12 protein-coding genes and 1 pseudogene are annotated in these 23,006 nt (G+C 46.3%); 11 read left to right on the top strand and 2 right to left on the bottom strand.

The window, feature by feature from the left end:
* The first annotated feature begins 45 nt into the window (after nt 1–45).
* The 7 genes and pseudogenes from gpmI (at nt 46) to FN001_RS13430 (ending at nt 6,306) form a co-directional block, all read left to right on the top strand.
* Entirely contained in the window at nt 46–1,590 is a 1,545-nt protein-coding gene (gene gpmI, locus FN001_RS13460; protein ID WP_118298632.1) for a 2,3-bisphosphoglycerate-independent phosphoglycerate mutase, read from the top strand.
* Between the two features lie 244 nt (nt 1,591–1,834).
* Entirely contained in the window at nt 1,835–2,092 is a 258-nt protein-coding gene (locus FN001_RS13455; protein ID WP_142412184.1) for a TM1266 family iron-only hydrogenase system putative regulator, read from the top strand.
* Between the two features lie 9 nt (nt 2,093–2,101).
* A pseudogene (locus tag FN001_RS13450) lies at nt 2,102–2,428 on the top strand (P-loop NTPase family protein); the annotation flags it as partial.
* Between the two features lie 293 nt (nt 2,429–2,721).
* Nucleotides 2,722–3,162 carry an IS200/IS605 family transposase gene (tnpA, locus tag FN001_RS13445; RefSeq protein WP_142412183.1) on the top strand — a complete coding sequence of 147 codons (441 nt, stop codon included), beginning with the start codon at nt 2,722–2,724 and terminating at the stop codon, nt 3,160–3,162.
* Nucleotides 3,125–4,243, top strand: coding sequence for an RNA-guided endonuclease TnpB family protein (locus FN001_RS13440; protein WP_142412182.1), 1,119 nt, complete (start codon nt 3,125–3,127; stop codon nt 4,241–4,243). The genes tnpA and FN001_RS13440 overlap by 38 nt, the downstream gene beginning before the upstream one ends.
* A gap of 116 nt (nt 4,244–4,359) precedes the next feature.
* On the top strand, nt 4,360–4,770 hold the full coding sequence (locus FN001_RS13435) for a hypothetical protein (RefSeq protein WP_118600347.1): 411 nt from the start codon (nt 4,360–4,362) through the stop codon (nt 4,768–4,770).
* 222 nt (nt 4,771–4,992) lie between these two features.
* Nucleotides 4,993–6,306, top strand: a complete 1,314-nt coding sequence (locus FN001_RS13430; protein WP_142411495.1) for an IS30 family transposase — start codon at nt 4,993–4,995, stop codon at nt 6,304–6,306.
* Nucleotides 6,307–6,869: 563 nt separating this feature from the next.
* Here the strand turns inward: FN001_RS13430 and FN001_RS13425 are convergent.
* On the bottom strand, nt 6,870–7,481 hold the full coding sequence (locus FN001_RS13425; RefSeq protein WP_142412181.1) for a hypothetical protein: 612 nt from the start codon (nt 7,479–7,481) through the stop codon (nt 6,870–6,872).
* A gap of 65 nt (nt 7,482–7,546) precedes the next feature.
* On the bottom strand, nt 7,547–8,299 hold the full coding sequence (locus FN001_RS13420) for a LytR/AlgR family response regulator transcription factor (protein ID WP_142412180.1): 753 nt from the start codon (nt 8,297–8,299) through the stop codon (nt 7,547–7,549).
* Between the two features lie 190 nt (nt 8,300–8,489).
* Here FN001_RS13420 and FN001_RS13415 point away from each other — a divergent pair, with 190 nt between their 5' ends.
* From FN001_RS13415 to speE, 4 genes are all read left to right on the top strand, one after another.
* A complete protein-coding gene (locus FN001_RS13415; RefSeq protein ID WP_142412179.1) occupies nt 8,490–15,455 on the top strand; it encodes a YDG domain-containing protein in 6,966 nt (2,321 codons plus the stop codon).
* Nucleotides 15,456–15,884: 429 nt separating this feature from the next.
* The gene (locus FN001_RS13410) at nt 15,885–20,015 is read left to right on the top strand and encodes a hypothetical protein (protein ID WP_142412178.1); all 4,131 of its coding nucleotides are present in this window, start codon (nt 15,885–15,887) and stop codon (nt 20,013–20,015) included.
* A 645-nt stretch (nt 20,016–20,660) separates the two neighbouring features.
* On the top strand, nt 20,661–22,115 hold the full coding sequence (locus tag FN001_RS13405) for an aminotransferase class I/II-fold pyridoxal phosphate-dependent enzyme (RefSeq protein ID WP_142412177.1): 1,455 nt from the start codon (nt 20,661–20,663) through the stop codon (nt 22,113–22,115).
* Nucleotides 22,116–22,149: 34 nt separating this feature from the next.
* Nucleotides 22,150–23,004 carry a polyamine aminopropyltransferase gene (gene speE / locus FN001_RS13400; protein WP_015553676.1) on the top strand — a complete coding sequence of 285 codons (855 nt, stop codon included), beginning with the start codon at nt 22,150–22,152 and terminating at the stop codon, nt 23,002–23,004.
* The last annotated feature ends 2 nt before the right edge of the window (nt 23,005–23,006 follow it).

Below are 23,006 nucleotides of genomic sequence, written 5' to 3'. Positions count from 1 at the left end.
GTTTGGAGCGGGCTCCTGCAGTCACGCAATAAAGGAGAAAAAATCATGAGCAAAAAGCCAGTAGTGTTAATGATCCTCGATGGTTACGGACTGAATAAAACACATGAAGGAAATGCGGTATATGAGGCGAAGAAGCCGGTGATGGATCGCTTAATGAAGGAGTGCCCGTTTGTGGAAGGCCAGGCCAGCGGACTTGCTGTCGGACTTCCGGAGGGCCAGATGGGAAACTCTGAGGTAGGTCACCTGAACATGGGCGCAGGCCGCATTGTTTACCAGGAACTGACAAGAATCACAAAGTCTATCCAGGACGGCGATTTCTTCAAGAACGAAGAGTTCCTCGCAGCTGTTGAGAACTGTAAGAAGAATAACTCCGCGCTGCACCTGTTTGGACTCTTATCCGACGGCGGCGTACACAGCCATATCACACATGTCTACGGACTCTTAGAGCTCGCAAAGAGAAACGGACTCGACAAGGTATTCGTTCACTGCTTCTTAGACGGCCGTGACACTCCGCCGGCATCCGGAAAGGATTTTGTCGCAGCTTTAGAGGAGAAGATGAAAGAGCTCGGCGTCGGCAAGGTGGCATCCGTTATGGGACGTTATTATGCGATGGACCGTGATAACCGCTGGGATCGTGTGGAGCTTGCGTATAAGGCACTGACAGCGGGCGAGGGCAATAAGGGAACATCCGCAACGGAACTGATCCAGGCATCCTACGATGACGGAAAGACAGATGAGTTCGTTGTTCCGGCTGTCGTGACAGGAGAAGATGGAAATGCGATCGGAACCATTAAGGACAATGATTCCGTGATCTTCTTCAACTTCCGTCCAGACCGCGCAAGAGAGATGACCCGCGCATTCTGTGATGACGAGTTTACAGGATTTGCGAGAGCGAAGAGGATCAAGACCACCTATGTATGCTTTGTTGATTACGATGAGACGATCCCGAACAAACTTGTCGCATTCAAGAAAGAGACGATCAAGAATACTCTCGGTGAGTTCCTTGCTGCCCACGGGAAGACTCAGGCGAGAATTGCTGAGACAGAGAAATATGCCCACGTTACTTTCTTCTTCAACGGCGGCGTTGAGGAGCCGAATCCGGGTGAGGACCGTATCCTCGTGAAGTCCCCGAAGGTCGCAACATATGACCTTCAGCCGGAGATGAGCGCACCGGCTGTTTGTGAGAAGCTGACAGACGCGATCCGCTCCGGAAAATATGATGTTATTATCGTAAACTTCGCAAATCCGGATATGGTAGGCCACACAGGCGTTGAGAACGCGGCGGTCAAGGCCATCGAGGCTGTCGACGAGTGCGTCGGAAAAGCAGTTGAGGCGATTAAGGAAGTCGACGGCGTAATGTTCATCTGCGCTGACCACGGAAACGCAGAGCAGCTGATCGACTACAAGACAGGCGAGCCGTGGACCGCTCACACAACAAACCCGGTTCCGTTCATTCTTGTAAACGCGGGCGAGGGCTACGGCCTCAGAGAGGGCGGCTGCCTTGCAGATATCGCTCCGACCCTGATTGAACTTATGGGAATGGAACAGCCGAAAGAGATGACTGGTAAGTCTCTGTTAGTAAGAGAGTAAGAGAACTTTGGCGCGATAAGATCATGCGAAAATAAAAACAGTTCCGGCGATATGGACAGAAGAGTCTGTATGCCGGGACTATTTTTATGTAACAGGAAATTCCGGGGAATTCCCTGTTACATAAAAAGGCATTGGCGTGCCAAAGATGTGTTATAAGAACAATTTCACAGTGTATACTTGACATAAAGAATTCTCTGACATTAAGATAAAAGAAATATTTTCGGCAGGACAAAAGGAGAAGGTTATGGAACAGGAAACAAGAATCGCAGTAGTGGGAATTATTGTAGAAAATAAAGAGGCTGTGGGGGAGGTCAACCAGATCCTTCACGATTACAGCCCGTATATTATCGGAAGAATGGGACTTCCGTACGAGAAGAAACAAGTGAACATCATCAGCGTCATCGTTGACGCCCCGTCTGACCGGATCAGTGCGCTTTCAGGGAAGCTTGGAAAGATCAAGGGGATCAGCGCGAAGGTGATGTATTCGAAGAACGGGCAGTAGGGAGAAAATATGATCGAAAAAATCAAGATCCGCGGCGCACGGGTCCATAACTTGAAAAATATTGATGTGGACGTTCCTTTAAACAAGATCGTCGCCATCGGCGGAGTCTCTGGTTCGGGAAAATCATCCCTGGCTCTGGGTGTCCTCTACGCGGAAGGTTCCAGGCGCTACTTAGAGGCGCTCTCCACCTACACGAGACGCCGTATGACCCAGGCGGCGAAGGCACAGGTGGATGAGGCACTCTATGTCCCGGCGGCGCTGGCGCTTCACCAGAGGCCTGGGATCCCGGGGATCCGCAGTACCTTCGGAACAGGAACGGAGCTTTTAACAAGAATCAGCAAGAATTCTCCCACCTCTACAGGTGGTGAGATGAATTGCTATCTCTTGCATAGTGCCATAGTTGGCATGTAAATATCAGATTATTGCACATAGCTGTGCTGTGTATTGTAAACTTCTCATATATTGATTTTTGCAGTCGTGCTATATCATCAATTCTGCATACAATGAATAAGCCTAAAGGGAAAATAGATTGCAGATCAAGCAGAACAAACGTTCTGAAATGTAATAGACAAATGATCTCATTTGTGATATAATTAAATCAGTCGAAATAGAAAGAAAGGCTGATAAATATGAGAGAACTTGACAATAATGCACATTCAGTATTTTTACTCTATTATCATCTGATCCTGGTCGTAAAGTACCGGAAAAAGGTCCTGAATGATCCGATCTCGGGTCGCGCACGAGAAATCTTTGAATGCATCGCGCCCAAATATCATATCACCCTGGAAGAGTGGAATCACGATGAGGACCATGTCCATATCATGTTCCGTGCCCATCCGAAGTCGGAACTCAGTAAATTTATCAATGCCTATAAAAGCGCCAGCAGCCGTCTGATCAAAAAAGAGTATCCGGAGATCCGGCAGAAGCTCTGGAAGGAAATGTTCTGGAGTCAGAGCTTCTGTCTTCTGAGTGCCGGCGGAGCTCCGATCGAAGTGATCCGCCAGTATATCGAGACGCAGGGGGAGAAAAAACATGAACGTAGTATACCGGTTTCGGATCTATCCCAATAAAATACAACAGGAACTGTTTGCAAAAACATTTGGATGTGTCAGGTTTGTATATAACCGAATGCTGGCAGAAAAGAAGGAATGCTATGAAAAGACCGGAAAAAACCTGAAGGTCACTCCGGCAAAATATAAGGCAGAGTTTCCATGGCTAAAAGAAGTGGACAGTCTTGCTCTGTGCAATGCCCAGCTGCATCTGCAGACTGCTTATAAAAACTTTTTCCGGGATCCATCGTTTGGATTTCCAAAATTCAAGTCAAAAAAGAATCCTGTTAAAAGCTATACCACAAACAGTGTCAATGGAAATATCCTGTTAAAAGATGGGAAGCTGAAGCTCCCAAAGGCAGGCTGGATCCGGATCCGGCAGCATCGTAAGATCCGGGAAGATGCCTGCTTGAAAGGTGCATCCGTCTGTCTGGAAGCTGATGGGCGGTATTATGTTTCTCTTCTGTATTTTTGTGAAGAAAAGCCGGTGGAAACAAGGAACATAAGGCAGGCCGTCGGACTCGATTTTTCCATGAAAGAACTATATGTAGATTCCAATGGAAAACATGCAGGTTATCCGCACTATTTCAGAAACAGCGAGGAAAAACTGGCGAAAGCGCAGAGAAAACTGAGTCATTGCCGGAAAGAAAGCAATCGTTATAAAAAACAGCAGAAAAAAGTGGCGCGGATCCATACACATATCGCTCACCAGAGAAAAGATTATTTGCATAAAGAATCAAGAAAGATAACCAATTTCTATGATATCGTATGCATCGAAGATCTGGATCTGAAGACGATGAGTGGGGAACATCATTTTGGAAAAAGTGTTCATGACAACGGTTGGAGAATGTTTACAGATTTTTTGCAGTATAAACTGGAACGGGAAGGGAAGAAGCTTGTCCGCATCGACCGCTGGTATCCCAGTTCCAGAACATGCAGCTGTTGTGGAAAAATAAAACATGATCTGAAACTGGAAGAGCGGGTATATCTTTGCAGCTGCGGAAACCGAATGGACCGTGATGAAAATGCGGCGGTCAATATCTGCCGGGAAGGGCTGAGAATATCCGGGATCATATTAGAAAAAAGCGAAAAAGCATCATAAAAAGATATCAGTCCAAAAGAACCGTGGGACACACGGGGATCGCTCGTGAATGCTTTGCCCAACGGGGCAATCGAACGAGAAGCCCCCACTTCAAGCGTGAGCTAAGTGGTGGGAGTATGTCACAAGAATATATTGGAGAGTGTTACGAGATAGCAGAGTCATCAGAAAAAATATATATTGGAAAAGAATTCCCTGATGAATTTGCAAACGCAAAAGATGCTCGTGGTTTGAAGGGGGCAAATGCAAAGGCAAAAGCTAACGCGGCACAGGCAATTAAGGAATTAATACAAATAGCAGAGAATAAATCAGAATTTCCAGATTATGGAGATAGACATGGAAATAGAGCTAAAAATGGTTGGTATCGTTATGATGTACGATTTGGTCTGCCTGTTTACGAAGAAAATGGCACCTTGATTCGCTATAATATTTTCTCAGCAAGAATGCTTGTGCGGCACGATGCAGATGGAAAAATGTATCTTTATGATATTTTGCGCACAAAAAAAGAAGCGAGCAACCCGCTTGAGTAATAATACTGTACGGTCGCAAAACCCGCTTCTTTTTTGTCATTCTAACATTGAATAAAAAAATGTCAAGGATTTATACATCTTGAGTTTCCGTCCTAAAATGAAAATTTAAATTCCACTTCTCCAAAGGGCGGTGGAGTTTACTCTTGCACAGTTGATATTTACTCATGCATACTGATATGATACTTTAATCGTCCTTCTGACAGCAGTAGAAGGAGTTTGACTATGAGTAAATATATCCCAGGCAACCAGAAGCATCTCACCATAGAGGATCGTATCTATATCCAGAATGAACTGGATAAGGGTACATCCTTTAAAGATATTGCCCGCTTTCTCTGTAAGGACCCTACTACGATTTCAAAAGAAGTGAAGGCCAGAAGAGCCTCCGATTGGTTTCACAAAGGGACTTTTCTTAATGTGAAGAACTTCTGTACCAAGCGTTTCCGTTGTAAGAAAACGAATGCCTGCAATAAGATCCTTTTTTGCGGCGTTAAATGTGCTTCCTGTCCCACCTGTAACCAGACCTGTCCGGATTTTCAAAAAGAACGCTGCAGCAAACTTGATCGGGCTCCCTACGTCTGCAATGGATGCAGTAAAAAGATCAATCATTGTACGATTGCCCACAAATATACCTACAATGCCAGGTTCGCTGACCGGAAATACCGGGAGTGTCTCAAGGATTCCAGGTCCGGAATCGCTATGACCAGACAGGAACTCCACAAAAAGGATAAGATCATCACTCCTCTGATCGATCAGGGCCAGTCTCCTTACCAGATCGTTGCAAACCATCCGGAATTGAATCTTTCCGTCCGCAGCGTTTACAACTACCTTGATATGGGACTTCTGACTGCCAGAAACGTTGATCTGAAACGTAAAGTGAAGTTTAAACCCAGAAAAGTCCATAAATCACAGATATCTGACCGCCGTGTCTTTAATGGCAGAACTTACGCTGATTTTCAACAGTTGCACCTGGAATCTTTTGTAGAGATGGACACCGTCCACTCCGCTGTTGGTTCCTCTAAAACACTGCTTACCTTCTTTTTTACAAGGGAAAAGCTGTTTCTTGCGTTCCTCATGAACCGGAATACGGAAGGATCTGTACGACTCGTTTTGGACCATTTAGAAAAGCGTTTTGGTACCTTCGATTTCCTGACTCTGTTTGAATATATACTCACCGACAGAGGCGCTGAATTCGGTGATCCTGATTCTCTCGAAACCGGTGTTACTGGTATCCAGAGAACCAACATTTATTACTGTGATCCCATGAGAAGCGGACAGAAAGGCGGCATTGAACAGGCACACACCATGCTCCGCATGATACTGCCGAAACGAACTACCTTTGAATTCCTGACTCAATGGGATGTGAATTTAATCACCAGCCACATCAACTCAACACCGCGGGAGAGTTTGAATGGGCGTACACCGTATGATGTCGCCCTGGAGGCTTTTGGGGAAGACGTCTTAAAAGCATTTCAGCTTAGGCGTATTGACCCTGACAAAGTCATCTTAACACCTAAGCTGATCCGCTATAACCACTAACCCATGAAGAAATCTGCTGTCAGACTGGAAGTAAACTTTTCACATTTTTCAAATGTGGCTGGTGGAATTTAGTCGTGCACACCGACCTCCAGCAGCTTGTTTGCCATACAGAAAAACAGAAAATTTCGCCATAGATTACTTGTATTATAGCATAGATTCCGCTTTTCTTCTTAAAAATCACTAGATTATAAGCAACTTTTAAAAGAGCGGTGGAATTTACTTTTGCACTGGAATTTACTTTTTCAAGTCAGCCTTGAGTTTCCGTACTTTTATCCACTCTCCCCTGCTTTCACAGGCTCTGCTAGAAACAACTTTCAAAAAATACCAAAACATAAGGAAGACGGAAGCTGGGACGGCACGGACAGCTGGCGCGGGCAATAAGGGAACAGCCGAAAAAGATGACTGGTAAGTCTCTGTTGGTAAGAGAGTAAGAGAACTTTGACGCAATAAGATCATGTAAAAATAAAAACAGTTCCGGCGATATGGACAGAAGTGCCTGTATGCCTATGCCGGGACTGTTTTTATGTAACAGGAAATTAAGGTAAAAGAAATCTTGCATGGCATTATTCCCGTATGATATCAAGCAGGGTGTTATCTCTGGTTTCGAACCATTTCATAAAGGCATACCATTTTTTGCCATAAGACGTATGCTTACGAATAAAAAATGCATAGACGATCATGATCACCGCTATCTCGATCATTCCGAAAACAAGTCCAAATGCGAATATATCGGTTATTTTGTTGGAATCATCATTAGAAATAACGCCTTTCAGCTGGTTTTGGTCATCTAATAATAAGGTTAATCTTCTCTGATGCGGAAAGTCTGTATCAAGATTTAATCCAAGTTTGGAGACATCATATTGATAGGAGCTGCCTTCTGTATACATTACCGTGGTTGGACTGGTTCGTACTCCACCTTTAAAAGTCGTTGCATTATAAGCTGTCAGCAATTCATTTGTCTTCAGATTCTGGATGTGATGGCTTAACAGTACAGTGCCACAACAGATAATTATGGATATAAAGATCCAGAGAAGGCAGTGAAATATCATTTTCTTAAAGGCGTTCGTTACCTTTGAATAGGTTGCATGATCTAAAGTTCTTTGCCCATAATCTAAAGCCGCTGCAACTTCATCAAAATTAATGGTAGTATGTAGAAATAAGCCCGCATTACTCATCGGTTACTCCTCCGTAGGATAGTTTTTTCTTTATTTGATACTCCCGGCTTTTGGTCCAAAATATTTTATGAAATCATTCCCTTCCGCATACAGGTAAACAGGTATGCCATAAATGCCTCTTTTGTCTCTTTTTTCTTTCGACGGCTGCAGAAAAGGCAGGAACCGTTTTTCAGACGGACAGAACCATCCTCATCCACAGAGATTACCTGTGAAAAATTGAGGAGGAGACTGCGGCCGCTCATATAAAAACGTCCGCCCTTCGGCAGCAGCGCCATTAAATCCGAAAAAGAGAGGCGCGTGGCAACATCCCCTTTTAACGTGTGGATGATCAGGCGGTGATTCTGCGTTTCCGCGTATAAAAAATCATCCAGAAGAATCCGCTGGCAGGATGACTGCCCCTGCCCAAGGACAGCCTGAATCTCAATATAAGCCGGTTCGGCCAGAAAAGTGCGGATCTCATCGAGACACCAGGCCAGTGTGTCCGCATCCACCGGCTTTAAGAGGTAGTCGAGCGGATGTACCCGGTATCCTTCAAGGGAATAATCCCGCTCATTGCTCACAAAGATAAGAGGGATCCGCGCGGCAACAGCTCGAAGCTTTTCGGCTGTTTCAATCCCGTTCAGACCGTTTTTTGCAAGCATGATATCCATAAATACAGCATTGAAAAGACCGGGGCGGAAAGCCTCTAAGAATGCTTCACCGCTCTCATAGCAGGTAAAATCAGCCATTTCTCCATGTTTCTCAAAATTCTTCTGTATTAAATTAATCAGATGCTTCTGATCGAAAACGAAATCTTCCACAATAGCAATATGCATCATAACGACAGTACTCCTTTCACCTCGATGCTTCCGAACCAATTAGGTCGAGGTTTGACCATTTGCGTCGAGGTGGTTTTCAGAAAAACACGTAATTGATATACTATTAGTATAGAAGATTATGCGAAAAATGTAAATATTGCGGGAACTTGATGATTATCCTAAATTCAAATAGAAGTGGGAGGAAAAAAGTATGAGAAAAAAATCGAAACGAATTTTAGCAGCTGCATTGTCAGCTATATTAATATGGAATACATGTGAATGGCAGCCGCAGGCATTGGCGGCCGGTTCGCTGCAGCGGATCGGGGCTGAAACGGGAGCAGATGATACTGCGGAAACAGCAGAAAAAGAATCTACATCAAAAGAATCTGTATTAAAAGCTTCTCCGTCGAATGCTTCTCTATCGAATGCGGAAGTAAAAGATAACCGTGGCGAGTCAGGTACAAACAAAGCAGAAGCGGGAGCAGATGCAGATACAGGCAAAGCAGAAGCGGGAGCAGATGCAGATACAGGCAAAGCAGAAGCGGGAGCAGATGTAGATACAGGCAAAGCAGAAGCGGGAGCAGAGTCAGGTGCAAACAAAGCAGAAGCAGGCAAAGCAGAAGCAGGTGCAAGCGGAGCAATCGCAGGAACAAACGGAGCACCAAATGGCACAGCAACAGGAGTAGAGCTAAAAACAGAGATAGAGGCGTTTCTGGAGCTGGATGAGGCCATTGCGGTGCAGAAGCTCTCTCTGGGTGCCAAAGAAAGCGATATCGTTCTTCCGGATACTCTGGAGGTTCGGATGAAGCAGAAAACTTTAGAGGATGCTCAAAAAGCAGAAGGCGAGCAGCAGATAGATGCGGAAGCTGACACCGAAAAAGAAAACTCGGAGACGGAAGCAGATGAGGATATCAGCAGGATTTCCGGCGTGACATGGAAGCTGGATATCAATGAGAGCGACTATCCGGAATTTCACGGCGGGATCTCCCCACAGGACTATTTTGAAGAATTTAACGAGGACGGAGAGCCTATCGAAACCTCCGATAAGACTTGGAATAGCTATTATGAGGCGAACCAGTACTACAACGGCTGTGCCTATGTCTACACACCGGTTCTGCCGGAGGAATATCCGGTGGGAGAGGAAGCAGAGCTGCCGGAAATCTGCGTTCTCGTAGGAGAGATGCAGCTGATGACTCTGGCAGGCGGAGAACATGATCTGAATAATCAGCCGCTGCTCATTGATAGCACGAACCAAAATGACTTTAATGGAACAACCATAACCGGCAACTATTGTCCTACCAACCGACCAGAGTTTACATATAAAGACATCAAGGGCGGTATCACAATTGATAATGTTACGGTCGATCTGACTATTAAAGATGTAACAATCAAATCTGATGGAGCCCGTGGATGGAATCTGGCTGGTATTTACCTGAAAGGCAATGCCCAGCTGAATCTGACCTTAGAAGGGAAAAACACTCTTTTGGGACTGGATGAGGGAGCCGGAATTGAGGTGGAAAAAGGGGCAACACTGGTTATTACGGAGCAGAGTAACGGAAGCCTGAAGGCAGTGGGAGGTGCCTATGGTGCCGCCGGTATCGGAGGAAAAGCCGGATCAACAGGTTACGAAGGTGCAAATGAGGAATACGGAACAGGAAAAATTATAATTAAGGGCGGAACCATCGAAGCTGTAGGTGGAGATTATCGGGTTCTTGCGTATAATTATCATGGAGGAGCCGGAATCGGAACCGGTATGTATGGAATCGGCGGAACCATTAAAATACTGGGTGGAAGGATAACCGCAGAAGGAGGAAGGGAGACAGGAGCCGGAATCGGAGGCGGAGTTGGTGGAGGTGTAGACACGATCGTGATCGGCGGGGGGAAGGGTGAAGCTCCTCATATAACCGTATCTTCTTATAAGAGTGAAGAATTAGGATATCAGGGAGCTGCCATCGGCAGCGGATGGAATGGAGTGAGTAATTTAAAATTATCCTGTGGCGATATCCGGATATTAAGTGGATCTGTTACGGTAAAGGGCGGAAATATTGGTTATGGAGTGTTAAAGGTTATTGGTGGGAATAGCATGGAAGGCGGCAGTGTCACTATTTCCGAGAAGGTGCAGCTGGAGCTGCCGCTTGAAAGCAAGATTGCTCCCCGGGGAGAATGTACCTACGGGAAAAAAACATTCCAGATCACCGCTTATGATAACCAGCTACTAGATGGAACCTATCAGGCTGACATATCCCTGTATCGGGAAAATGATACAGAAAAAGCATCTCCGGTTTATCAGACAAAGGCAGAAATGGCCGTCTCCGGATTCAGGGGAACGATATCGGATATAACCCAGTGGATGGGCTATTTCGGAAATATGAAGATGGTTGTAGCGCTGAAGCCTTCCGGCGGTGGGACAGTTAAGACGATGGAGGGAACAGTTGTTCTAAACAAAGGAATAGATGAAACCATCTCCGTCACACTTGGAGAAACCGCCTACCAGAAGACAATGGATCTGACCATCCATGATGGCCGTTTGAGGGATGGTAAGAAATATACACTGACAGCTCAAATCGGGAAAGAAGCAAGTGAAGGCGGTACCGCATCGGATGTGGTAACCTATTCATCTAAAAAAGCTTCCGGTTATCAGATAAAGACTGATAAAGTCAGCTGGTATACGCCCCTGTCCGGAGAGGTTCCGGTATCGGTTCTGGTACAGGAAGAAGGAGAGGAAGGAGAAAATAATAGCTTTAAAGTAACAGGAACCCTCACGATGAAGTCAGAGGAGGAAACGAATCTTTCCCTCACCATCGGAGAACCCCTGTACCCTGTCCGGTTCCACTTCTATTCATCAAAGGTGCAGGCAGCAGAGAATATAGTCATGACAGTCGAACGGCTGGATAGCTCTGCTTCAGAAGCTTCGGTGGAATTAAAGCAGGAAGAAGGCCAGTTTGCCTTTGACGGGAAACTGACAATCGATGCAGCAGCAGGCAATCATGCATATGCCCTGGCATATCTTCCGGCCGGAAATTACCGGTTTGTGATAAATACAGGCATCACAGAATTAGGCAGCTCCGGTGGAAGCTTTACCCTGAACAGCGAAACGGTAAAGGCTGAGGCTGCCGGAACGGATATTACTGTATTAAATGCGGCAGAGACGTTGGAGGGAGAGCTGGATCTTTCCCTTGGAAATATATCTTTTTCCGAGGAAAATGGTCAGCTGACAATTTTATATTCTAAAACAGATGGTTCCGGTCAAGTGGTTACAGCAAAGCTAATAGACCAGCCCTATGAGAAATGCTATCGGATCACTTCATCTGAGCTGGTAGAGAATTATCATCTCTCTGTGAATACCCCAGCTTCCGAGGAATTAAAGCTCGTATTAAAAAACCTTACGATTACACCGGCAGAGGCTATCGCACCGATTCAGATAAACGGAGAATCCCATGTGACTACCTATCTGGAAGGGGAAAACAAGATTTCGATTAATAAATCAGCATCTTCATCAAGGTTCACTGTTTCACCTGCCGGCATCAGTGTGGCGAAGGATGCAAAGCTTACGATTGACAGTGAGCCGGGACAGCCGGGCTCCATAGAGGTGCTCAATAATACAACGGTAGAGAAGACTGGTGCAGCAATTGGAGGAAATGGAGAGCAGGATGCAGGAATTATTCACATCAAGGGGGGAACTGTAACTGCAACTTCCACTTCTGGTTCTGACGGAGCGGCTATCGGTGCTTCGTCAGAAAAAAATGTAAAAGAAATACGGATTAGCGGAGGAGTTGTAACTGCAAAAAGTAGTGATGGTGCCGGAATCGGAACAGGAAGTGCTACGAAGGATAGAACCGGTAAAATCGTGATAGAAGGCGGAACGGTGAATGCAAGCTCGTGGAAGGGTGCCGGAATTGGAAGCGGTTCTGGATATGCCGCTGGAAGCCCAGCGATAATTGCTGAGATTGAGATTTATGGCGGAATGATTACAGCCTATTCTTATTCTGGAGCCTGCATCGGAAGTGGTAGAGACAGCTCATCGAGGGTGCTGATTGACGGCGGTACAATATGCTTAGATAATAAAGGCGTACATAGTAGGGACGCTGCTCATATTGGAAAGGGGGCGGAGAGTTCTACAAAGGCATCAACCGATGTGAAGATTATGGGTGGAACGATCCATCTGATCAATGCGGGTGCATATATAAAACGCCCTATGATTTATGGCTGGGAAAAGGCTGCAGATGGAAGAACATGGCAGAAGAATACACCAAAAGATGGGAACGGTAACCCGGTTTATTATACCATAGCGGATCTGACCGGTATCAATGAGAATAATACACTGGTTGAAAAAGCGGGTATTGAAGGAAGCTCCTACGGCTTTAAGGATGTCCGGACAGATTCCAGCGGAAAGCTCTATATGTACCTTCCGGCTTCGGAGACAGTGAAAGCCTCCTTTGGCGGTGTGGAATTTACCGGAAAGGTTGAGGAAGGCAAGGATGAGAATGTATTGGAGCGTGAACAGACTTCTATTGATTATCAAAGGGAAGTCCTGAAAAATATGGCTCTGTATGATCTCGAATATACGGCATACCCGAGGAATGTATCTTGGACAAAGATCCCGGCAGGCGGCGAGGAGACTCTGACGGGAATTCTGGATAAACCGCCGACGAGTGCGACCGAGAAGATTACTCTGTATGTGCGGAAAGCGGACGCAGGTTCCGAAGCAGCCGCAACCGAGATAAAGATTCCGGTAAGACCGAAAAAACCGGATCCGATACAGATAACAAATGTAGCGAAAGAGAGCTACTCTATCAGGGTAAAGGGACAGCCCGTTTCCGGTTATGAGTACGGAATTTCAGAATCTGCGGATGGTAAGCTTCAGTGGCAGACGGAGAAGACGTTTACGTCGCCGAAGCCGGCTAACACCTATTATATAACCCGTCGTGTGAAAGCAACAGACAGCAGTTTTGCATCGAAGCCAGCTGATCGTTTGGAGGTGACAACACCGGATGCATTACTGATCGACGGTCCCGCCGGCAAAGTATCCTTTGAAACGATGGGAACCTATGGACAGACACTTGATCAGATTCAGGTAAAGCTGGCAACGGGATTTCAGGTTGTTAATTATAGTAGATCACCGGTTTCAGGAACATGGAGGTTCAGTGTGGATCAGAGCGGAACGCCCGCTTCCTCCATTTATCCGGAGGCAAAGGGAACCACTTCATATCAGGTAGAATTTATACCTGATAAAGCATCAGAAGACCAGTATGGAGAAACTTTGACCCAAAGTGTGATTCCGGAGATATCACCGAAAGAGTTGACCGCAGTTATTACGACGCCTATCGAAAAAGACTATGACAGAAGTACCGGTATCGCATTAAAGGCAACGGTGGAGATAGAAACTCCGGGTCAGAGCTCGGGTCAGAGCTATAACATCAGCGGTCTGAAAGGAACCTTTGATGATGCCAATGCCGGAACCGGTAAGACGGTAACCATTGATTCCTCAGAGGCAAGGGTTGAGACGGGTGAGAGTGGAGTGAATCTGCAGAATTACCTTATCACATATCCAGCTCAGACCGGAACCATCCATCGGATACAGGGTTCGATTTCAATCGATCCGGAAGCATGGATTGGAGAAAAAACCTATGGAGATGACAGCTTTTCCTTGATGGGTGTGAATGTAGTGGGAGATGGAGCTCTGAAGTATGAAAGCTCCAATGAAAATGTTCTCACCGTGGATGCACAGGGACAGGTGACCATCAAAGGCACGGGTTCCGCCGATGTAAGCATCACTATGGCAAAGGGAACAAATTACCTTGGCACAAGCACACCGGCAGAGAGAAGGATCACCATTGAAAAAGGAACACTCACCCTTACCTTAACGGCTGTGAACCGGAATACCGGAGTGCAGCAGCCGGAAGGGATTCTCGGAACCTACGAGGATGATTTTGATATCATTGCAGGTATTCAGGGAGCGTATGGTGACAAGCTGCAGGGTAAGATCCGCTTCTATGATAATGGAAATCAGGTTCCGGATGCGATCTCTGTAGGGGAAGCTGGAACTGCGGTTCTCAACCTGACAAAGCCGGGAGTCGCATCCGTAGGAACGCACCGGATGACAGCCGAGTTTGATTTTGACACTTATCATGAATGGGCGGACAAATACAACACGCCTGCTCCGGCTGCGTATACCTTCGCGATCGGAAAGGTGGCTGCACCGCAGATCACTTGGCCGACGGCAGCGTCGGTGAAGGCGGGAAGTCCTCTGAGTGATTCTGCCTTATCGGGAGGAAGCACCGAATACGGAAGCTTTGCATGGAAGGATCCGGCGCAGACGGCACAGGCAGGCACCCATAGCTACGAGGTGGTATTTACACCGAATGAAGGGGCCTCCGCTCGTTATGAGATCGCAGCGATGACCGGCACGGCAGAAGTTACAGCAACGGAAGAAAAGCCGGACGAAACAGAAAAGCCTGGCGAAACGGAAAAGCCGGGAGAAACAGAAAAACCGGGAGAAACAGGCAAGCCGGGAGAAACGGGCAAACCGGGCGAAGCAGAAAAGCCGGGTGAAACGGAAAAGCCGGGAGAATCAGGCAAGCCGGGTGAAACGGAAAAGCCAGGAGAAGCAGGCAAACCGAACGAATCGAACAGAACGGATGATTCCGATGATTCGGATGAGCCGGAAAGACCGAGTCGCAACAACCCGTCCTCCGGTAAGGATAAAACCTCCGGCAGCGGTGCAGTCAGCCACGATTCAGTCAAAGGAACGATCGACAGTATAACAGGAATTATCACAGGAGAAACAAACAGCTTTGTCAATGACGGAAAGAGCCATTGGATGATGGATGAGCACGGCTGGTGGTTACGCTTTGCAGATAATACCTATCCGAAGGGAAGCGTGCGTGAATCCGGTGGTGTTTCACATTGCTGGGAGCAGATCAACGGAAAATGGTGGGCCTTTGATGAAACGGGTTATGCTAAGACAGGTTGGTTAAGAGACGAGGATTACGGCGGCTGGTTCTATATGGATCTGGAACACGGCATGCAGACCGGCTGGGTGCTTCTCGATGGAGTCTGGTACTATTTTAACCCGGTTTCCGATGGAAAGAGAGGGATTATGTACGCCGGACAAAGAACACCGGACGGATACTATGTAGATAAAAACGGTGTCTGGGACGGAAGAAACAAGCAGTAAAACGAGTTTCAAGTCGAACCTCCGTGGGACTTGGCGCGTGTACTAACTATAGAATAATCCGGAAGGGATCCGTAGGCTTGGGGAATCCTTCCGGATTTCTATTTGCATATTTCTATTTATTTATTTTCCGCGTAGTTATTTACTCGGTTTCTGAATTGTGCAAAAACGACAAAATTGACAAAAAAATATAAGCCTTTATGCGGCTTACAGGGTGTTTTTAGAGGGAAGGTGTGTCAAAGCCCCGGAAACTGTGAGTCGAAATACTGTTGCATTTCCGATACCAGTTCTCAAACATTTCGTGCCAAAAAACAACAATTCGTGTGCATTTGCTTGACATGTCGCGCGGATTATTAAATAATGAAAGCAGAGCAATAGACTTTATGAGCGTACATCAAATGTGAAAAGGAATCAGAAAGGGGCGTTGTGGTAATGAAAAATACACGAAAAGCAGCGGCGGTCTGGCTGGCCATGTCGTTGGCGATATCGACAGCTTTTGGGAATACAGCATGGGGAGAGATACATTCGGATGCAGGGAATAACCGGTGCGTCCATGTGCATACGGCAGAGTGCTACAAAGATGCAGACAAAACAGCAACTCCATCCCAGATAGGAAAGGAGCCTACGGAATGTACCCACATTTGCAGCGTAGAAAGTGGCTGTATACGGGATACAGAGAATGAAAATAATGAGAATGCCGACACGTTGGATGCTACTTCCAATACAGGCAAGGTTGATTCTGGCAAGGAGCAAGCTGGAGAAGAAGCCATAGACCGGAAGGATTCTTCTGGTAATACAGATGAGAATAAAAATTTAAACGATGTGTTATCTCAGAACGGGACAGCACCTTCTGTCAGCACGTCGTCCAATGCGAAAGATACCACAACCACGGGTGGAACCGTCACACCGGTTCCACAGACGAAGATCCTGTCATGGTCATGGCTTGATCCGGAGGAAAATCTGCTTGATGGCAGACTGGAACTCACCGGAATTACTGAGGAGGCTCAGCCATCTTTTACAGAGATCACCGAATATTTACCAACGGCCATTATTGCCCGGGTGGAAAAAGGCAAAGACGGCGAAAACGTGGAAGACGGGGAAGAAAAGAATCTGTCAATCACCAGCTGGAGCTGCCCGGAGTATGTGCAGGACGAAGAAGGCCGCTGGCCATTGGAAGGCACCTATGAGTTTAAAGCAGAGCTGCCGGAGGGGTATGAGCTGGCAGAAGGCGTGGACGCGCTGGTGGTGGAAGTGTCTGTGGTGGGAGACCAGGCGGCGGTGACGGCTGGAGAAATGAGGGCAATTCTTACAGTAATAAGGGATGGAAAAGTTGATGCCAGTGTTTATGATAATGGGGAAGACCATTTAACCAGTGCCAATATTAGTGGATTAACGTATCAGAACTTATCAAATGGTAATCATAAATTAATTCTTAATAATACAAATGTGAATTCTATTTCTATACATAGTGGAAACTGGACAATAGAATTACGAGGTAAAAATAAAGCGGAAGTAGATCGTAAATATCTTGGTACTGCTCTTTTTATTGGGCAAGGAGCAGAAGTCGTTATCACGGGCGATGGTAGCTTGACGACTGCTGGAAACCTGATTGGATCTGGCATAGATGTTGTTGGAAAATTAACAATTCAAAGAGGAACGATTAATGCAAGTGCTAATGAATATAAGGGGGGAAATAAAGCAGATGATGATAGAATAGCAGGAATTAGAGTTTCTGGAAATGGAGAATTAAATATTGTTGGGGGTTCCATAACTACAACTGGAAGTGGCCGATATGGTGTATTTGTAGGCGGTACTTTTCGGATGTCTGGTGGAGAGTTAACGGCTAATGGAGTTGGTCATCAGGCTATTTTGGTTGATGGCAGAGGTACCGCTGGAACATTTGAACTTTCAGGTGGAATAATTAGAGCAACGGAGAATAATGGTACAGGGTTTGCTGTAGCATCAGATAATGTTACGATAAAAGGCGGAAAATTAATTGCAGATCGTGTATTATTAGACAATAGAACTATGACGATTGAATCTGGAGGAACTTTAGAAGTAGATAGGTTGGGTCTCAAAGAAACTGGTAAATTAGTAAATAAAGGAAAGCTTATCGTAAATGGTGATTATGACGGCGGTGGAACTGTTGTGACTGAAGAGGGAGGAACAATCAGTGGAACTGGAAGTGTGCCAGAAGATGCAAAAAGGGATCCAGGTTCAATTAGATTCACTAAAGGTACATTAAAGCAGGAATATACGAGTGAGAAGATGGATATTCAAGGTCTCGCTGAAATTACTAAGCCAAATGAGAATGTAGAGTTGTCGTATTCGATTGATAAAGATAAAAGTGATGGAATAGGAACGATCAATTCTGGGACAGGTAAACTGACTGTTGAAAAGATAGGAACTTTCGTAATTCAGGTTACCACAGAAAAAACTGGAATCTATAAATCAGCAGAACCAGTTGAGATAACATTAACAGTTACACCAGCGAAAATTCCAGAAAGTTGGAAGCTGGAAATCAATCCAATTCGGGATGTGACATATAATGGTTCTACTGGATATAAAGTAGCTACGGTCACAGCGAAAGATATACCAAGTGATGTGAAAGTGACGTATGAATATCAGGTAGCAAGGACAACTAAGATTGATGAGTTGCCTGCCGATCAATGGCAACAAACGTGTCCTACCATTGCAAATGTAGCAGAGTCTGGTCAGCATGTATTTGTAAGGGTTATAACGGATAATTATGAACCAAAAGTGTTCTCTTCTTTTGAAACAACGGAGATTAAGAAGCGTACTTTTTCGTCCAGTGTTGCAGTAACGATTGAGCCTGATGTCCTTATTTATAATGGCAAACCCCAGATGCCCAAAATCAAGGTGTTTGAGAATTGGGATGGCGCTTTAAAAAATGAGTTGAGAGAAAATGTTGATTACAAAATATCCTATTGGGGAAAGAAAGTTTCTGGAGGAATAGGTTCAGTAATAAAGGATTCAGAAATAAAGGATGCAGGAACATATACGGTTCAGTTAATGGGAATTGGAAATTACGATAATACCACGAATGGCGCTATATTTACAATTCAGAAATCTACATTGTTTTTAAAGATTAATGGAAGCACAACGAAAGTCTACGATGGCACTGTTGGTGTTACGGATGCACAGAACTTAGCAATTCAACTTGCGATTACGAAAGAAGGAACAAGTCCTTTCGATGAGATTTATGTTGATCATGTTGAGTGGGAATACAATTATGCAGATGCGGGAAAAAGGGTTCTGACTGCTCATGACATCAAGATTGCTGGACCGAATGCAGAAAGTTACCAGTTAGAGTCAACGAGTGTAAGTGATTATGGTTGGATTGAGAAACGAGATTTCGCGTCCATGACCGTATCCGCAGCCCCGCTCACCTACAACGGTACCGAGCAGCAGCCGAAGATCAATGCTTCTGTGGAAACCGGACTTGAAAATGTAAGCCCAGACGCAACATTTACCTACTCGAAGGACGGTGTCAATTACCAGAGTGAGATCCCGGGCTTTACAGAGGCGGGAACGTATCTGGTGTATGTGAAAGCATCTATGGCGAATTTCAATGACGAAACGAAAACAGTTGCTGTGACTGTGCAGAAAGCAGCTGCTCCAACCGTATCTGCTATGTCAGAATCATACAGCTACAAAGAGACTGGCGAGAGACAGGTGGCATTGCCAGGATTTCCGGAGAACTGTGGAACCATTGGAAGTATCACGGCACAGATCATTTCCGATGAGGGACAGATCTTAGATAGTGCGGCAGTGGATGGCATGAATCTGGTACTTCGTCTGAAAGGCGGTTCTAAAAACATGGTTGGCAAGACTGCCCAGGTTGTCGTGAAGGTGGAGACTAAGAATTACGAGGATATTCAGATTCCTGTGATCGTGACTCTGACTGCAGATTCGTCTGACAGTAACTCCAACAACAACTCTGGAAATAATTCTGGCAACAATGGCTCCAATAATGGTAATTCCAATGGCAGCAATAATGGCGGTTCCAACGGCGGCAGCTCCAGTTCAGACGGGGACAGCTCCGAGTATGATGATCCGAACGAAAGTCGTGTTAAAGTAACCCCGGATCCGTCCAACAAGGTTACAAAGGACAGTCAGAAGGGCTACAGAAATGTGGAACAGGGCGTCATCACCGGCACAGCCAATCAGACCGTGAATGATGGCTACAGCCATTGGATGAAGGACGCCAAAGGCTGGTGGCTCCGCTTTAGTGACGGTACATGGCCAATGGCCGACCGCACCGGCACATATCACTGGGAGCAGATCAACGGAAAATGGTGGGCCTTTGATGAAACGGGTTATGTCAAGACAGGCTGGTTAAGAGATGAGGATTACGGCGGCTGGTTCTATATGGATCCGGAACACGGCATGCAGACCGGCTGGATGCTTCTCAATGGAGTCTGGTACTATTTTAATCCGATTTCCGATGGAAAGAGAGGGATTATGTACGCCGGACAAAGAACACCGGACGGATACTATGTAGAGGAAAACGGTGTCTGGGACGGAAGAAACAAGCAGTAAAACGAGTTTCAAGCTGAATCTCCGCGAGACTTGGCGCGTGATTCTGGTAAGAGAAGCTGATATGCTTCTATCAGAATCACTGCGTATCCTCGCGGGGAGATGCTCTTGCATTAGGTATAGAATAATCCGGAAGGGATCCGCGGGCTTTGGGAATCCTTCCGGATTTCTATTTACTTTGTCAAGCACGTAAAGAATTTTTTACTTGACAGTTCCCGTGTTTTTCATGTATGATAAGAATAGTGTGAAGAGACATTTATCGTTTTCATGCAAATGTATGTAATGACCACTCCCGCAGAACAGACTACGGAAGTTAAGCCCATCGGACAGGCGGGTCAAGCGCCGCGGGGGGGTAAGCCCACATTATTGATTTAGTTAAAAGCTCAAAATTATAAGTTGATTACTTTATAATCAGTGTTTTAAAAAAACATCATCTTGTGAATCGGTCAATAAGTGCAGGGACAATATATTTTCGATTGCAGACTTGGAGGAAAAAACGATAAAAGTCAGAGGCAGACGGGAGCGGAGTGACGCGCCCCAGACCCCAATGGAATAGAATCGTTTTGAGCAGATGATGGTTTTGGCGTCATCTGCTTTTTTTATTATTCAGATGATGCGCAATCAATAAAATGCATGAGGAACAAAACCATGGACAGAGAGAGACAAAAGAAAGCCCCGATCTATGAAGCGCTCGAGGCATTTAAAAAGAAGAGAGTTGTCCCGTTTGACGTACCGGGACATAAGAGAGGACGCGGAAATCCGGAACTTGTACAGCTTTTAGGAGAGAAATGTGTATCTTTGGACGTAAACTCGATGAAGCCGCTTGACAACCTCTGTCATCCGGTCTCCGTGATCCGTGAGGCGGAAGAGCTTGCGGCGGAGGCATTCGGAGCGGCCAGCGCCTATCTGATGGTAGGTGGAACGACATCGGCGGTCCAGAGCATGATCCTCTCGGTGGTAAAAGCCGGAGATAAGATCATACTGCCGCGAAACGTACATAAGAGCGTTATCAACGCGCTGGTGCTCTGCGGCGGAATCCCGATCTACGTAAATCCGGAGATGAACCAGAGACTCGGTATTTCACTGGGAATGCAGGTCGAAAAAGTAAAACAGGCCATCGAGGACAATCCGGACGCGGTTGCGGTGTTCGTCAACAACCCGACCTATTACGGTATCTGCTCTGATATAAAAACGATCGTACAGCTTGCCCATGCGAGGGGCATGAAGGTCCTCGCGGACGAGGCCCATGGAACCCACCTGTATTTTGGAAAGAATCTTCCGATCTCCGCAATGGCAGCGGGAGCTGATATGGCGGCGGTATCCATGCACAAGTCCGGCGGAAGCCTGACCCAGAGTTCGCTTCTTCTTTTAAATAAGGGCGTGAACACCGACTATGTGCGCCAGATCATCAACCTGACCCAGACCACAAGCGCCTCCTATCTGCTTCTTTCCAGCCTTGATATCTCAAGACGAAATCTGGCTCTCCGCGGTGAGGAATCCTTCGCGAAGGTCGTTGAGATGGCAGAGTACGCGAGACGGGAGATCAACTCCATCGGTGGTTATTATGCCTACGGAAAAGAACTGGTAAACGGGGACAGCATCTTCGATTACGATGTGACGAAGCTCTCCGTGTATACAAGAGACATCGGACTTGCGGGAATTGAGGTCTATGACCTCCTGCGCGACGAGTATGATATCCAGATCGAGTTCGGTGACATCAGCAACATTCTTGCTTACATCTCCATCGGAGATCGTATCCAGGACATCGAGCGTCTTGTTGGTGCTCTGGATGATATCGAGCGTCTCTACAAAAAAGACAGCTCCGGACTGCTCTCTGGCGAGTACATTTCTCCAAAGGTTGTTATGTCCCCGCAGAAAGCGTTCTACTCCGAGAAGGTCTCCGTTCCGGTGGAAGCGTCTTCAGGAAGAGTCTGTGCGGAGTTTGTTATGTGTTATCCTCCGGGAATCCCGATTCTGGCGCCGGGGGAGATGATCACGGACGACGTGGTCCAGTATATCCTGTATGCGAAGAAAAAGGGATGCTCCATGCAGGGAACAGAGGATCCGGCGGTGGACCATCTGATGGTGCTGGCAAACATATAGGCTTTGGCCAATACGATACAAGGAGTCACGAGATATGGAATTCTGGTTTTCAGAACTGCACACCGGAAACGTAAAGCTGTCCATCAAGATCGAAAAGCAGCTGTTTTCCGGGGAGAGTGAATATCAGCGGATCGATGTGTTCGATTCCGAGGAATTTGGAAAATTTATCTCTCTGGACGGGGAGATCGTATTCTCCGAGAAGGACGAGTTTATTTATGACGAGATGGTGACCCATGTGCCGATGGCGGTCCATCCGTGTGTGAAGGACGTACTGATCATTGGCGGCGGCGACGGCGGTGTCGCGAAAGAGCTTTTGCAGTATGACTGCGTGGAACATATCGATGTCGTGGAGACGGATGAGATGTTTGTGGAGGTTTCAAGAAAATTTTTCCCGGAGGTAGCCTGTGCCTTAGATGATCCGCGTGTCGAGGTCCACTATGATGACGGTCTGAGATTTTTAAGAAACAAGAAGGCAAAATATGACCTCATCATCAACGATTCCACAGACCCCTTCGGCCACACTGAGGGACTGTTCACGAAGGAATTCTACGGAAGCTGCTACAGCGCCTTAAAGGAAGATGGGATCATGGTCTACCAGCACGGAAGCCCATTCTACGATGAGGACGAGCTGGCCTGCCGCAGTATGCACCGCAAGGCGTTCCGCTCCTTCCCAATCAGCCGTGTGTATCAGGCGCATATTCCGACCTGTCCGTCCGGATACTGGCTCTTCGGCTTCGCTTCAAAGAAATATCATCCCATCAAGGATTTCAAGCCCCGGGAATGGGATGCATTAAATATCGAAACCTGGTATTACACGACACATCTTCACATGGGCGCATTCATGCTGCCGAAGTATGTTGAGGATCTTTTAAAAGAGGAGGAAAAATAAAC

Origin of the sequence: Clostridium sp. Marseille-P7770, from assembly GCF_902143525.1 — a bacterium.
Lineage (GTDB): Bacteria > Bacillota > Clostridia > Lachnospirales > Lachnospiraceae > Pilosibacter.
This window is presented reverse-complemented; position numbering and strand designations above follow the sequence as displayed.